Here is a 13,625-nt window from a genome sequence, read left to right on the forward strand (position 1 = left end):
TGTTAATAGTGAACGACTTGATTGCTATGATTATATTTGCCATTGTGAAAAAATTATTCTCTTCTATTACTGTTTTAATTACGTTGTCTTTAATCGGCATTATCGTAATGCAAATTTCATGGCTTAAAAACCTCATTGCATTGCGTGAAGAACAGGTGAAACAGAGTATTGACAAGGTTTATGGAAATGTTGTGGATGAATTCAGCCATCTAAGAGATCAGTATATAAATAACGCTGCAACTGATGATTATAATAACCTTTTTTCTCAAAGAGGTTTTTTTGACAATTACAGGTCTATAACCATAGGATCTAAACTAAGCAGTGATGAAATTGAAAAGATCATCCAGCGAGAACTTGAAAAGGCAGGGCTCGAAAAGATGAAATTTGAATACGCTTTCATGTCTGGTGGCTGGACGAGCAAAAACATAAATATAGACAAACAGTCACCTGATTTTTTTATGGCTAGTAATGACTCGCTTAGAAGTTACATGCCTTCAATCATTCCTATTCTTCCTAAAAGCGGCTCCGCATCAGAAAATATAACGAAAGAAGAGAGCTTAATATTTGTTGTAACAAATTGGAAAACCTTTGTGAAAAAGGCTTTGATCGGAAAAATCATGCTAGCGGTTTTATTTACCCTGGTAATCGTTGCCGCATTTTACCTTACTGTATATACCATGTTAAGGCAGAAAAAGTTAGGAGAGATCAAGAATGATTTTATTAATAATATGACCCATGAATTTAAAACGCCAATTGCTACTATTTCACTAGCCGTAGATGCTTTAAAAAATGAGAAAGTAATTGGAGACCCTGAAAAGCTTAATTATTTCAGCGCTATTATAAAGGAAGAAAATCATCGCATGAATAAGCAGGTGGAAACAATTTTAAAGGCTTCTCAGTTTGAAAAACGTGAAGCTGAAATAGATTTTAAACCTTTGCACGTGCATGAAGTAATTGAAAACGTTGTGGATAATTTTCAATTGCAATTACATGATAAAAGCGGAGATGCTGAACTTAAGCTAGCCGCTTCAATTGACAGGATAAATGCCGACGAAGTACATTTCACCAACCTGGTGAATAATCTTATAGATAACGCTGTAAAGTACTCAAAAGGTAATGTTCCTATTCAGGTAAAAATTTCCACAAGCAATACGGCTAATAGTATTGTCATCAAGTTTGAAGATAACGGAATTGGTATGAGTCGGGAAACACAGAAAAGAATCTTCGAAAAATTCTATCGTGCCCATACTGGTAATTTGCACAATGTAAAAGGCTTTGGTTTGGGATTGAACTATGTAAAGTCGGTTGCCGATTCACACAACGGTTCCGTAAAAGTAGACAGCGTTTTAGGTAAAGGATCTGTGTTCACGGTAGAATTTCCACTGTTAAATAGTTAGAATTTTGTACTTATAATTTAGAGTTTAGGATTTAGTGCTTTTCATCATGCCTGTTTTTTACCAGCAAAATATTAATGAAACTACCCGGTTGGGTATTTGGAAAATAGAAGAAGATGAATCTTTTTTTAAGCAGTTAATACCATTACACCGAGATGTTACGCATCCGCATAAACGGTTACAACATTTAGCGGGACGGTTTTTGTTGAGATATTTGTTTGCAGATTTTCCTTCGGATCTTATTCAGATTGCCGATACCAAAAAACCTTTTTTACCTAACGAGGCTTATCATTTTTCAGTTTCGCATTGTGGAGATTATGCTGCTGCAATTGTTAGTACAAATAACAGAGTGGGAATTGATATAGAAATTCCAACGAGTAAAGTAGCAAGGATCCGCCACAAATTTATTAGCAATGATGATGAGCTGTTGCGGCCACAAACTATTGAAGAATTGACGCAATTATGGAGCGCAAAAGAAGCCGTATTTAAATGGGATGGAAATGGCGAGGTGGACTTTAAGCAGCATATACAATTGAAGCAATATAAAAGGGACCGCAGTTTGATGGAATGTTATTTTGTGAAGCGTAATATGCTTATCGATATTCATCTGGAGTATTTGCCACCCATTTGCCTTAGTTATATTTATACACCAACTTTGCTCTGATATGATTTACGAGTTGGATTTATTAGCCAACAATAAACAAATGGCATCTTCGTTGCTACGCTCAGTTCAATTGTAAAATAGATGGCATCCCACATATACGACAATAGGTAACGTGAGTTTATTTTTTTATGAAATACTATAGAATCATCAACAACCGGCATTCCGACCGGTAGCGAAGCGGAGTGGAGGAATCTCCTAAATTGATGGAGATGCCTCAGCTGCGCTCGGCATGACGACGTTTAGCATGGAGTATCAAATACAAAGACCAAAACTCACGTTAGGTAATTAACAAGTTGAAATTGAAACCACGAATGATGAAAATCTTTTTTTAATTATCGCCTTTTTTGCAACATCATTTATTGCGGATGCACAGAAAATATCAAAGCATGATTTAAAAACTGGAGACCTGCTTTTTCAGAATCTGGATTGCGGCGATATGTGTGATGCTATTGAAGCCGTAACTAAAGGTTGGAAGGGGAATTCGTTTTCTCATATAGGCATGGTGGAAAAACTAAACGATACGATTTATGTTTGGGAAAGTATGGGGCCAGGTGTAAGAAAGGTTTTATTGGATTCATTTCGAGAACGCTCACAGCACCCATTAGTTATTGGCAGATTAAAAAATCAGTATAAAAAGTTTATACCCTCAGCTATTCAATTTATTCATAAAAATAACGGTGTTGCTTACGATCACGATTTTTTGTATGGAAACGGTAAGTACTATTGCTCCGAATTAATTTATGATGCTTTGATGTATGCCAATAATAACAAACCGTTTTTTAAGCTTTATCCCATGACGTTTAAACAGCCGGGCTCCTCATCTTATTTTCCTGTGTGGGTTAATTATTACAAAAGGTTAAATATGCCGATACCTGAAGGGCAGCCAGGATGCAATCCCGGCGGGCTTTCCAGGTCGAACAAGATTTTTATTGTTGGTGAATTTTAAACGGGGTCATCATAGTCAAGTAAGTTCAAGTCTACATTCTCCAATCCGCTGATCCCGTCGATCGATCCTCTGATATGTGTCGCATTAAGCAACACTTTTTCCAGCTGTTTTTCACGTGCTTTCCAAAGCCGTTCCATTGCATCGCGCTCTCTTTGTATGCTCATTTTCATACTTAAAAACCTTCTCTTATTGCTTTCCATTGTTCCGAAAATTCAGTACTGGTCAGGTATCCGTAAAGCATATTCATTTTATCACCTTTGTTTTCCTGGCTTTTTGCGGCATTATAAATTCGGAATATACCGTCACGCAAAACAGAGGCCAATGCTTTTGCCTCCGAAAAAGAACATATCCAAACACCATCTTTTTCGCCAAAACATTCCATGTCCTTCGGATACCTTCGTGTAACCAAAATCGCAATATCAGCGCCAAGCGAACGCATATCGGCTTTTAGTTTTTCTATCCATTCACCGCCAAAATTTTCTGCCCTTTTGCTTTCCCAAATAATTCGGCCGCAATCGGCGCCAAGGTTATTTCTTACTACTTGTATACAATCGGCTCCTCGCACACCTTTACCTACTTCTTCAATTCTGTCAAATGGAAAAGCTGTAGCAAGTAGTTCTTCAAGCGCTAATTCCTGGCTTTCGCCTTGCAATTGCATGGAACCTTGTTCGGCTTTGCGCTTCATCTCGTTAGCCAGTTTTTTCTGATCTTCCAGTTGCTTTTCCAGCTCTCTTAATTTAAGCTGGTATTCTGTTTCTTTTTGTGCCGACTTTTCTGTTTCAATTTTTCGGAGGCTCTCTGAAAGCTTTTCTCTTTCTTCACTTAATTGTTTTTGAATAGTGAGTTCTAGTTCAGCTTCTTTGTTTTTTAGTTCCTGCTGTTGTTTTAAAAATTCAGTTTCTCGTTGTCTCGAAAGTTTGAGCTTTTCTTCGTTTTCTTCATTAGATTTCTGCAACAAAGACAATTTGTTTTCATAATCGCCTGTAATGGTTTTTCTCAGCTGTTCTTCCAATTGTTTCTGCAATGAAGATTTCTCCAGCTGTAATTTGTCCTGCCATTCCTGTTCTTTTTTTGTAATTCAGATAGATGTTCTTCTGTTTTTTTCTTTTGCCAGTCTGTGATTTTTGCACGCAATTCTTTTTCTACTTCTTCGCGAATCGCTTCGTTTGGTTCAAACTCATTGCTGCAATTGGGGCACTTTATTTTTGTCGACATAATCCTTATTGTTATTGCCAAACTTACGATTGTTTTTATAAAACAATAGCCATTCGCGTTGGCGAATGGCTATTGCAACTAGCTAAATCAGTAATACTGGTTAAGCTTCCTTTTCTTCTTCAGCTTTCATGTCATATTGTTTAGCACTCAACAGTTCTTTATTCGTGATCGCATAAAAGGTATTGTTGAACTGGCTGAATTGTGCTGCCAGTGAAACTGTTTTATTTGAAACACTTGAATCTGCTGAGGCACTTGAATCCATCATTGCTGTTGGAGGTGTCGGAGTACTTGTTGTATCCGTTGGCTCAGTAGGTTCAGGAGTGGGAGTCTGAGTTGTATCAGGCTGCGGAGTTTGTGTCGTGTCCGTCTGTGCCATTACTGTACCCATTACAAATGTAGAAGCTGCTACCAATACGAATTTTGTTGCAAATTTTTTCATGATATGTGGTTTTAGAGTTAACAATTTAATTGTGTTCTTTTTTTAAATATTGATTTTGAAATTTATTACTAGTTAATGAACGCGTCTACTTATATAAACGTTTATTATTATTATTTAGATATAAAAGCTTCGTTAATGTATCCCTTATTATTTCTAAATAAAAACGTTGAAATCTTAAAATGAGTTAAAATCATAAAGTATCTTTTTGGGCATATTTAAGAGCTCCGTCATCGGGAGCTTTTTAAATATGTATTAGTTTAGAATGAGGACCAACTATGCAATGGGTTCAAGGTATTGCGCGTATGCGTAACCTTCTTCTCCATCATTAGTTCTAACTGACCACCATAGGTCATTTGCTTTACTTACTAGTGTAATAACTTCGTCTTTTGCGGCTTTGCCAACAATGGGTTGATCGGTGCCCGGGCCCTTTCTGATATTAAGATTTGAATCCTGGGTGATTACTTTTACCTGGCTTCCTATTTCTGCATTTGCATTTACATTTAAGATAAGATCACCACTCGCATAATTGGGATCGATCTGATTATAGATATCCCAAAGCTGATCTTTAACAGCACCACTTGGGGCTGCACCATCAATATATAAAACGCCGTCTTGTTCTCTCACTGCAAGGTTTGAAACTCCTGCTGCGTTCGCTGCATCAACCAAAGCCTGATATTTTTCCTGAAGTGCCATAGTGAATTTTTTTGGTTATTATTTATTGTTTTTAGCCAACTGTGTGCATGAGGCAACAAAATTGCGTCGCACACTTCAGCATGGTTAACAATGCTGATCTTTATTTAACGGTCAGACCTTTGCTATCAACTTTTTTAGGTTTAGTAGCTTGCACTTTCTGCATTAACACTTTTAGGTCATCTTTGGAAATTTCGCCCGTTAACGTTACAATTCCACCAGCTACTGAAGCCGATACAGTTGGATGATCTTTTATAGCATCTGTCACAGCCGTTGTTAGCGAATCATCAGCGCTTATTGTAACAGGCGCAACAGGTAATGGAGGAGGAGCGGGGCTTGTAAGATTTTCAACGCTTTTAATACCCTCAACGCTCTTTACTGCAGATTCTGCCGCAGATTGTGTTGCCGGATCTTTTACTTCACCGGAAATAGTTGCTACCGCATCTTTGACGTCAACCATAACGGTGGTTAAATCTGGGTTTGATTGTAGTGCGGCTTCTGCAGCAGTTTTTAAATCAGCATCACTTTTTCCTTTACATGATGGAAGAGCAAAAGTGAATGCGACAATTGCGATTAAAGCAAGAATTCTTTTCATGTTTTCATTCAGTTTAGTAGTTTGTAAAATAAGTACCAAACTAACGCAATCGAATTCAGTGCCAATTAAACGGGGAGGTGATTTATTTCCCTAATTTGTTGCAATATTAACAGATAGCCTTTGAAATGGCATTATAGTCTAGTAGAGCGATGTTTTTTCCATCAGTTTTAATATAGGCCTGCTCACTAAACTCGTTAAGAAATTTATAAATTGTTTCATAGGCTGTCCCTATATACGCTGCAATATCTTGTCTGCTTACCGGAAAGGCTATAAAACCTTTTTCGTTTTTTCCAAACTTTTTTCCAGTGCCAACAAAGCGTTTGCTAATCTGGCTCTCACAGTCATGTGTGCAAGATTACGCATCCTGATTTCAGATGATTGTAATTCATCGGCCAAGAACATCATAAAATGATAGGCAAAATCCTTATTTACTTTAAATGTTGCTTCAAAAAATTCAAGACTGGTATAGCAAAGCGTAACGGGCGATAATGCAGTAGCAGTAATGGGATATTGTGCGGAAATTGTACTTAACCCTCGATGACCTAAAATATCCTGGTTGTGCGCGAAGCGAATGATAAGTTCTTTATTCTCATCCCAGTGTTTATGCACTTTAGCAACGCCACTAAGCATAAAATAGATTCCGGTTACAGGGCTGCCTTCAGAAAAAATAATTGCTCCTTTTTTATAGTGAAGTATTTCAAGATTGGCTTCAAGGGCTGGCCACCACTCTTTTATGCAGTGTTTATATAAAAATGAATTGTCAATACTGTTAGTCTTTTTTGGGCGCATATCTTGATAAAGATAACAGAATCTTCACTAGGCCTGAACGTATTTTACTTCAAACTATACAAAATTTCTTTGATCTTCTTTTGCGAAGTAAGCTGCTGCGGAAGCGTAACCACTTCGCCTATAATAATAACTGCCGGGTTTTCAAGGCCCGCATGCTGGGCTCTGAAGTAAATGTCTTTAACGTGTCCGGTTACTATTTTTTCATTTGGTAAGGTTCCATTTTGAATGATGGCTGCCGGTGTATTTCCTTTGCCATATTCGCTAAAGATTTCCGTTATGGCTTCCAATTTACTCATGGCCATTAGTATAACAACAGTAGCGCTGGATTGCGCAGCTAATTTTATATCGGTAGAAATATCTCCTTTTCGGGTAGTGCCTGTAATTACCCAAAAACTTTCGTTCGTGCCTCTTGCGGTTACCGGAATCATTTGAGATGCAGGCACAGCCAATGCGCTTGATATACCTGGTACTACTTCAACGGCTATCCCTGCATTTTGTGCAGTCTCTATTTCTTCCCATGCCCTTCCAAATACAAAAGGGTCACCACCCTTAAGCCGGACAACACATTCAAATTTATTTGCATATTCTAAAATCAGATTGTTAATTTCCGACTGGCTCAACGCATGACAGCCATATCTTTTCCCTACAAACTGTTTTATACAACCGGGTTTGCAATGCTCTAACAACGCATCATTTGCTAATGCATCATGCAATATCACGTCTGCTTCGTACAATTTTTTAACAGCTTTTAAAGTAATCAATTCCGGGTCTCCAGGGCCAGCTCCTATTAAGATCAATTTTGCCATATATAAACATTATTAATAAATATATATAATAAATATATTGTCAAATATACTAATTATGTAGATAATAATATTATATTTGACATATTAAATTAATAATTATTCTAAAATATTTGCCTTGTTATCGGAAATATATCATATAGAATAAATTTTAATATAATCGATTGCCTGCCATTTTTTAAAACTTAAAACGACATTTAATGAAAGTTGTTGTTATCGGAAATGGCATGGTTGGCCAAAAATTCTGCGAAAAATTACTCTCGAAAAGTATTTCGAACCTGCAACTAACTGTATTTGGTGAAGAGACATTAGCAGCTTACGATCGTGTTCATCTGAGCTCGTACTTTGCCGGTAAAACAGTCGATGACCTCACGCTTCAACCCGTAAAATGGTATGAAGAAAACGGGATTGACCTTCGTCTTGGAGATCCGGTACAAGATATTGATCGGGATAAAAAAACGGTCACGTCTTTTGACGGTCTTACGCTGACCTACGATTATCTCATTTTTGCTACCGGCTCAGCTGCTTTCGTGCCACCAATTCCCGGGGTAGACAAACATGGCGTTTTTGTGTATAGAACCATTGAAGATCTGAATATGATCTGGCGCCACGCACCCGTAACAAAAACTGCCGTTGTTATTGGTGGTGGTTTGCTTGGTCTGGAAGCTGCAAAAGCCTGCCTTGACCTGGGTATAAAAGATACCCATGTTATTGAATTTGCTCCAAGGTTAATGCCGCGCCAGATAGACGAGGCAGGTTCCGAGATATTAATACAGAAATTAAAGGATCTCAACATTACCACACATACAGGAAAAAACACAGCAGCTATTTTGGGTAATGAAAAGATCAGTGGAATGATATTTACTGATGGTTCCATTTTAAGTACAGATATGCTAATCATTTCGGCAGGTATCAAGCCGCGTGATGAACTAGCGCGCGCTTGCGGATTAACGGTTGGTCCAAGAGGTGGGATTGTTGTGAACGACTCCATGTTGACAAGCGATGAAAACATTTATGCAATTGGGGAGTGTGCGCTGCATAATTCAATGGTATATGGTTTGGTGGCGCCTGGCTATGAAATGGCTGAGGTGACAGCAACAAGACTTGCTGGCTCAGAAAAAGAATTTCCTGGTTTTGATATGAGCACTAAGCTAAAGTTGATTGGTGTAGATGTGGCCAGTTTTGGAGATCCATTTATTGCTGGCGAAGAGGCAAAGACAATTGTGTTCAGGGATAATCATCAGGGTATTTATAAAAGAATCAACTTCTCTAACGATGGTAAAGAATTGTTAGGAGGAGTATTGGTTGGCGATGCCGATGCATACAATATGTTACTGCAGATATGCAAGAATAAAATGGCGCTTCCTCCCGATCCGATGGATCTTATCATAAAAGGAAAAGAGGGGAAAAGCGACGCAGGCGCAGGTGTCGTGGCTTTGCCTGATGATGCATTAATTTGTAGTTGCGAAGGTGTGACGAAGCTGGATATTTGTAATGCCGTAACTGAATCGGGTTGTGAAACAGTAGACGCCATTAAAAAATGCACCAAGGCAGCAACGGGTTGTGGAGGTTGTGCACCAATGGTGAAAGATATTATGGTGCACACCATGAAGCAGCAGGGGAAAATGGTTCGAAATGTTTTGTGCGAACACTTTGATTATTCCAGGCAGGAGTTGTATGATTTAATTAAGATGAAAGATCTGCACAGTTTCGATACCGTGCTTGATGAGCTTGGTAAAGGGGATGGTTGTGAAACATGCCGCCCGGCGATAAGTTCCCTTATTGCCAGTCTTTGGAATGAGTTGATTGTAAAAAAGGAAAATGCAACTTCTCAGGATACAAATGACCGTTTTTTAGCTAACATACAAAAAGGAGGAACTTACTCAGTAGTACCACGTATTCCTGGTGGAGAAATAACGCCAGATAAATTATTGGTGATTGCACAGGTGGCGAAAAAATACAATCTCTACACTAAAATAACCGGCGGCCAGCGCATTGATATGTTTGGCGCTCATGTTAGCGATCTTCCCTTGATCTGGGAAGAATTGATCGAAGCCGGATTTGAAAGTGGACATGCTTATGGAAAAGCGCTTCGTACCGTAAAAAGTTGTGTGGGGAGTACCTGGTGTCGGTTCGGTTTGCATGATAGCGTGAGTTATGCTATAAGGGTTGAAGAACGTTATCGTGGGTTACGTGCTCCGCACAAAATAAAATCAGCAGTTTCGGGTTGCATCAGGGAATGTGCCGAGGCGCAATCAAAGGACTTTGGAATTATTGCAACAGAAAAAGGCTGGAACCTGTATGTATGTGGCAATGGTGGCTCTAAGCCTCAGCACGCTTTGTTACTTGCTACAGATTTGGATTCTGATACATGTATTAAATATATAGATCGTTTTCTAATGTTCTATATCAAAACTGCCGACCCACTTACACGAACTGCAACCTGGCTGAACAAAATGGAAGGCGGTATTGATTATCTGCGCAATGTTGTAGTACACGATTCATTGGGTATTGCTGATGAATTGGAAAAAGAAATGCAAACACTTGTTGATAATTATCAATGCGAATGGAAAGCCGCAATTGAAAATCCTGAAATAAGAAAAAGGTTCAATCATTTTGTAAATGCTCCGCAGGAAAAAGATCCTACTGTACAATTCGACACATTCAGGGGCCAGAAAAAAGCAGCGGAATGGAATAAGCCAATTGCTGTTTCATAGCCGAAGTTCGCTCCCCTCTCCTTTGGAGAGGGGCTGGGGTGAGGTCTGGAAGCGGATTTGAATGCACAGTCTTGTCTCTTAAGAAATTTTTAAACCTCTTAACTAATTCTTTTAATATGATTTACGATAATCAGCAAATATCCTTAACTAAAGAACATTGGTTTGCTGCCTGCAGCGTTGAAGATGCTGTTATAAATGGTGGCGTATGCGTTAAACACGGTAATGAACAAATTGCACTTTTTTATTTTACAAGGCGCAATGAGTGGTATGCAACTCAAAATCTATGTCCTCATAAAAAGCAGATGGCTTTAAGCCGTGGCATGTTAGGCTCAAAAAATGAGGAGCCTAAAGTAGCGTGTCCTTTTCACAAAAAAACTTTTTCGCTTGTTACAGGACAATGTTTAAGCGGCGATGAATGTGATATAAAAACATATCCGGTAAAAGTAGAAAACGGAACCGTCTTTATTAAAGTAGACACAAAAGAGCCTTGATTTATACTTGCTCAAAGCATCATAAAGTGAGTTTCAAAATGTCAGGTTCTTACTCCCCTCTCCTTTGGAGAGAGGGGCTGGGGGTGAGGTCAAACAAAAAAATATATCTATTCTCTAAACCAAAAAAATAACCATTATGGACTATGTATCTCCTAAAGAAGTTGCAGGTAAAATGATGGAAACCGCTTTGGCAAAAGTAGCGTTGCCGGTTAAGGATCTCTTGATAAGAGGCTGTCTCTCCGGCGCTTTACTTGCGATTTCTGTTACGCTTGCTTTTTCGGCAGTAACACAAACAAAGCTACCAATTATTGGTGCATTAGTTTTCCCGGTTGGATTCATTGTGATCGTTTTGTTGGGTCTTGAACTTGTAACAGGAAGTTTTGCTTTGGTGCCTTTAGCTTTTATTGATAAAAAATAAAAGCATCGGCGATGTTAAAAAATCTTTTCTGGGTTTTTGTGGGAAACCTTATCGGTAGTGTATTATACGGTGTTTTGTATTGGCTGGCAACTTCTGTAACAGGCACTGAAAATAACCTGGGCGCCATCGAGCAAATGATTGTTACAGTAGCCGAAAAGAAAACAATAGGATATGCTCAGAATGGCGCTGCCGGATTTTTTTCTTCATTTGTAAAAGCTATCCTTTGCAACTGGATGGTATGTATGGGTGTTGTAATGGCGCTGACTTCTAAATCAACTATTGGAAAAGTAATAACAGCGGGCATTCCCATATTTATATTCTTTGCGCTTGGTTATGAACATGCAGTGGTGAACATGTTTGTGATACCTACAGGAATGTTATTCGGCGCAAATGTTACGTTATCAGACTGGTGGCTATACAACCAACTCATTGTAACACTTGGTAACATTGTTGGCGGACTTTTATTTACGGGGATCGCCATTTATTATACATATAGTAAACAGCAGGAATCTCCGGTGGCCGGATTGCAGAAGGTCGCTTAATCTTTCGGATTTTATCAAAAGTATGACTGGTGCATTTACACCTGTAGCTACCGCTTTGTTCAGTTTTAAGAAAATAAGCACATGGAGGATTCTATGTGATAACTATAAGAAATAAAAAGTACCACATGACATTATCAAAATACCTGATCGTTCTTATTACGATGCTACCTATTGCACAAAATGTAAATGCTCAAAATGATAATTCAGCTAAAATAAAACCCGCTTTATGGGATGGAATGATAATAGCGGGTTATGCAGACAAAGGAGCTTTTGTCAATTTTGGAGGCCCTTGCATTAAATATGCTAAAAAGCCATGTGTCATTGCTTTGGGTATGCTTCCTTCTCTTAGAATAAAAGAAGATAAGGTTGCTGAAGGTGCTAAAAAGAATTCGACCCTAACGCCATCACTCGGAGCAGGCATCTGTTTTGCATACAAGCATCTCGCTTTGCAGGTGCCTGTTTATTACAATGCTAAAACTACAAGCAGCGATGGCCGTTGGGCTGTAGGTATCGGTGCTGGTTATAAATTCTGAGCAGCTCTTACCAATTCCTTAAACGTATTACTAACAAAAAATAATTTTAATGATGAACGATGTTAATACTAAGCCGTTAACTAAGTTGAATGTCCTTTCTTTGAAAGGTGTACAAATGCGCACTTTTCACATTACCTGGTTCACATTTTTTGTTTGCTTTTTTGGATGGTTTGGTTTGGCGCCATTGATGCCAACCATCAAAGAAAATCTACAGTTAGATAAATCTCAGATAGGAAATATCATAATAGCATCCGTTTCGGGTACGATAGTAGCGCGCTTACTAATGGGCAGATTGTGTGATACATGGGGCCCCAGAAAAACCTATACCGCTTTATTGCTTATTGGTGCTATACCTGTAATGTGTGTTGGATTGGCAGAAAGTTATACTTCATTTCTTCTTTTCAGGTTGGCCATAAGTGTTATCGGTGCGTCTTTTGTAATTACTCAATTTCATACTTCAATGATGTTTGCTCCAGCCATCAAAGGCACTGCCAACGCAGTCGCCGGAGGTTGGGGCAATCTTGGTGGCGGAGTTACCAATATAGTGATGCCGATCATATTCGCGGCAATTGTAGGTTTTGGTTACACAAGCGACGAAGCCTGGCGTTATGCGATGATCGCGCCTGGCATTATGATGCTTGTTGCGGCTTTTTTGTATTACCGCTTTACAAAAGATACACCAGAAGGAAACTTTGATGAAATCGAAAGAGCAGCCAAAGTAAAAGTAAAAACAGATTACAGTGTTCTAAAAGACTGGCGAATATGGGCGTTAACACTGGCTTATGCCGTATGTTTTGGCATGGAGATTACTTTTGATAATATTGCTGCGCTTCATTTCGTTCAGGAATATAATCTCGATCAGCAGTCTGCGGGGCTTTGGGCTGGTGTATTTGGTTTAATGAATTTATTTGCACGCGCATTGGGTGGCATCTTTGCGGACCGTGTTGGAAAGACTTATGGTATGCGCGGCAAGGGAATTTTATTAGCGATTGTCTTGTTGCTCGAAGGTATTGGTCTTATACTCTTCGCTATGGCCGGATCACTTACATTAGCCATTATTTCAATGCTTTCATTCGCGCTGTTTCTGAAAATGGCTAATGGCGCCACTTATGCAATCACGCCTTTTATAAACGAAAAAAATATCGGGTTGGTAAGCGGTGTTGTCGGCGCCGGTGGAAATGTAGGTGGCATGTTGTTCGGCTTCTTATTTAAAAGCTCAACTATTACTTACGCACAGGCATTTAGTTATATCGGTGTTATTGTTGTGTTAGTGTCCTTTATAATATTGCTTACAAAATTCGCTAAAGTTAAACACGCTGAAACTCCTGCTGTTGCTTTAGAACCGGTTACGCAATAATATTTTTATGAACCCAGCAATAAACATAAATC

14 protein-coding genes and 2 pseudogenes are annotated in these 13,625 nt (G+C 38.8%); 8 read left to right on the forward strand and 8 right to left on the reverse strand.

Features of this window, described 5'->3' with window-relative positions; all coding sequences use genetic code 11:
- Nucleotides 1-44: 44 nt before the first annotated feature.
- The 3 genes from MKP09_RS11755 to MKP09_RS11765 all read left to right on the forward strand — a co-directional run bounded on the left by MKP09_RS11755 (nt 45) and on the right by MKP09_RS11765 (nt 3,004).
- Complete coding sequence (locus MKP09_RS11755; RefSeq protein WP_240830197.1) at nt 45-1,397, forward strand: sensor histidine kinase; 1,353 nt, start codon at nt 45-47, stop codon at nt 1,395-1,397.
- A gap of 46 nt (nt 1,398-1,443) precedes the next feature.
- Nucleotides 1,444-2,058, forward strand: a complete 615-nt coding sequence (locus MKP09_RS11760) for a 4'-phosphopantetheinyl transferase family protein (RefSeq protein ID WP_240830198.1) — start codon at nt 1,444-1,446, stop codon at nt 2,056-2,058.
- Between the two features lie 376 nt (nt 2,059-2,434).
- The gene (locus tag MKP09_RS11765) at nt 2,435-3,004 is read left to right on the forward strand and encodes a YiiX/YebB-like N1pC/P60 family cysteine hydrolase (protein ID WP_317235335.1); all 570 of its coding nucleotides are present in this window, start codon (nt 2,435-2,437) and stop codon (nt 3,002-3,004) included.
- Here MKP09_RS11765 and MKP09_RS28885 read toward each other — a convergent pair.
- The 8 genes and pseudogenes from MKP09_RS28885 to cobA form a co-directional block, all read right to left on the reverse strand.
- Nucleotides 3,001-3,689, reverse strand: a pseudogene (locus MKP09_RS28885) (DUF2130 domain-containing protein). The gene MKP09_RS11765 and the pseudogene MKP09_RS28885 sit on opposite strands and share 4 nt — an antisense overlap.
- 311 nt (nt 3,690-4,000) lie before the next feature.
- Nucleotides 4,001-4,219 (reverse strand): hypothetical protein, encoded by a 219-nt coding sequence (locus tag MKP09_RS11780; protein ID WP_240830202.1) that lies wholly within the window; start codon nt 4,217-4,219, stop codon nt 4,001-4,003.
- Nucleotides 4,220-4,319: 100 nt separating this feature from the next.
- Nucleotides 4,320-4,658: a hypothetical protein gene (locus MKP09_RS11785; RefSeq protein WP_240830203.1), complete on the reverse strand. Its 339-nt coding sequence runs from the start codon at nt 4,656-4,658 to the stop codon at nt 4,320-4,322.
- 273 nt (nt 4,659-4,931) lie between these two features.
- Nucleotides 4,932-5,351, reverse strand: coding sequence for an SH3 domain-containing protein (locus MKP09_RS11790; protein WP_240830204.1), 420 nt, complete (start codon nt 5,349-5,351; stop codon nt 4,932-4,934).
- 100 nt (nt 5,352-5,451) lie between these two features.
- On the reverse strand, nt 5,452-5,943 hold the full coding sequence (locus MKP09_RS11795; RefSeq protein WP_240830205.1) for a BON domain-containing protein: 492 nt from the start codon (nt 5,941-5,943) through the stop codon (nt 5,452-5,454).
- A gap of 106 nt (nt 5,944-6,049) precedes the next feature.
- Nucleotides 6,050-6,271 (reverse strand): helix-turn-helix domain-containing protein, encoded by a 222-nt coding sequence (locus MKP09_RS27380; RefSeq protein ID WP_317235336.1) that lies wholly within the window; start codon nt 6,269-6,271, stop codon nt 6,050-6,052.
- Complete coding sequence (locus tag MKP09_RS11805; protein ID WP_240830206.1) at nt 6,211-6,732, reverse strand: Crp/Fnr family transcriptional regulator; 522 nt, start codon at nt 6,730-6,732, stop codon at nt 6,211-6,213. The genes MKP09_RS27380 and MKP09_RS11805 overlap by 61 nt, the downstream gene beginning before the upstream one ends.
- 44 nt (nt 6,733-6,776) lie before the next feature.
- Nucleotides 6,777-7,538, reverse strand: a complete 762-nt coding sequence (cobA, locus tag MKP09_RS11810) for a uroporphyrinogen-III C-methyltransferase (RefSeq protein WP_240830207.1) — start codon at nt 7,536-7,538, stop codon at nt 6,777-6,779.
- 197 nt (nt 7,539-7,735) lie between these two features.
- On the opposite strand from cobA, the gene nirB reads away from it, so the two are divergent.
- The 5 genes and pseudogenes from nirB (at nt 7,736) to MKP09_RS11835 (ending at nt 13,593) form a co-directional block, all read left to right on the forward strand.
- Nucleotides 7,736-10,252, forward strand: a complete 2,517-nt coding sequence (gene nirB / locus MKP09_RS11815; RefSeq protein ID WP_240830208.1) for a nitrite reductase large subunit NirB — start codon at nt 7,736-7,738, stop codon at nt 10,250-10,252.
- 116 nt (nt 10,253-10,368) lie between these two features.
- Nucleotides 10,369-10,743 (forward strand): nitrite reductase small subunit NirD, encoded by a 375-nt coding sequence (gene nirD, locus MKP09_RS11820; RefSeq protein ID WP_240830209.1) that lies wholly within the window; start codon nt 10,369-10,371, stop codon nt 10,741-10,743.
- A gap of 175 nt (nt 10,744-10,918) precedes the next feature.
- Nucleotides 10,919-11,703 (forward strand): annotated as a pseudogene (locus MKP09_RS11825) (formate/nitrite transporter family protein).
- 125 nt (nt 11,704-11,828) lie between these two features.
- The gene (locus tag MKP09_RS11830) at nt 11,829-12,236 is read left to right on the forward strand and encodes a hypothetical protein (protein ID WP_240830213.1); all 408 of its coding nucleotides are present in this window, start codon (nt 11,829-11,831) and stop codon (nt 12,234-12,236) included.
- A gap of 49 nt (nt 12,237-12,285) precedes the next feature.
- A complete protein-coding gene (locus tag MKP09_RS11835) occupies nt 12,286-13,593 on the forward strand; it encodes a NarK family nitrate/nitrite MFS transporter (RefSeq protein WP_240830214.1) in 1,308 nt (435 codons plus the stop codon).
- Nucleotides 13,594-13,625: the final 32 nt, after the last annotated feature.

It is taken from the genome of Paraniabella ginsengisoli, from assembly GCF_022513635.1.
In the GTDB taxonomy this organism is placed as follows: Bacteria; Bacteroidota; Bacteroidia; order Chitinophagales; family Chitinophagaceae; genus Niabella; species Niabella ginsengisoli.

Bases quoted from the DNA above. Each gene is read 5' to 3' on its own strand.
- MKP09_RS11760 (WP_240830198.1), top strand. From the start codon at position 1,444: ATGCCTGTTTTTTACCAGCAAAATATTAATGAAACTACCCGGTTGGGT.
- MKP09_RS11780 (WP_240830202.1), bottom strand. From the start codon at position 4,219: ATGTCGACAAAAATAAAGTGCCCCAATTGCAGCAATGAGTTTGAACCA.
- MKP09_RS11785 (WP_240830203.1), bottom strand. From the start codon at position 4,658: ATGAAAAAATTTGCAACAAAATTCGTATTGGTAGCAGCTTCTACATTT.
- MKP09_RS11790 (WP_240830204.1), bottom strand. From the start codon at position 5,351: ATGGCACTTCAGGAAAAATATCAGGCTTTGGTTGATGCAGCGAACGCA.
- MKP09_RS11795 (WP_240830205.1), bottom strand. From the start codon at position 5,943: ATGAAAAGAATTCTTGCTTTAATCGCAATTGTCGCATTCACTTTTGCT.
- MKP09_RS11805 (WP_240830206.1), bottom strand. From the start codon at position 6,732: ATGCGCCCAAAAAAGACTAACAGTATTGACAATTCATTTTTATATAAA.
- cobA (WP_240830207.1), bottom strand. From the start codon at position 7,538: ATGGCAAAATTGATCTTAATAGGAGCTGGCCCTGGAGACCCGGAATTG.
- nirB (WP_240830208.1), top strand. From the start codon at position 7,736: ATGAAAGTTGTTGTTATCGGAAATGGCATGGTTGGCCAAAAATTCTGC.
- nirD (WP_240830209.1), top strand. From the start codon at position 10,369: ATGATTTACGATAATCAGCAAATATCCTTAACTAAAGAACATTGGTTT.
- MKP09_RS11830 (WP_240830213.1), top strand. From the start codon at position 11,829: ATGACATTATCAAAATACCTGATCGTTCTTATTACGATGCTACCTATT.
- MKP09_RS11835 (WP_240830214.1), top strand. From the start codon at position 12,286: ATGATGAACGATGTTAATACTAAGCCGTTAACTAAGTTGAATGTCCTT.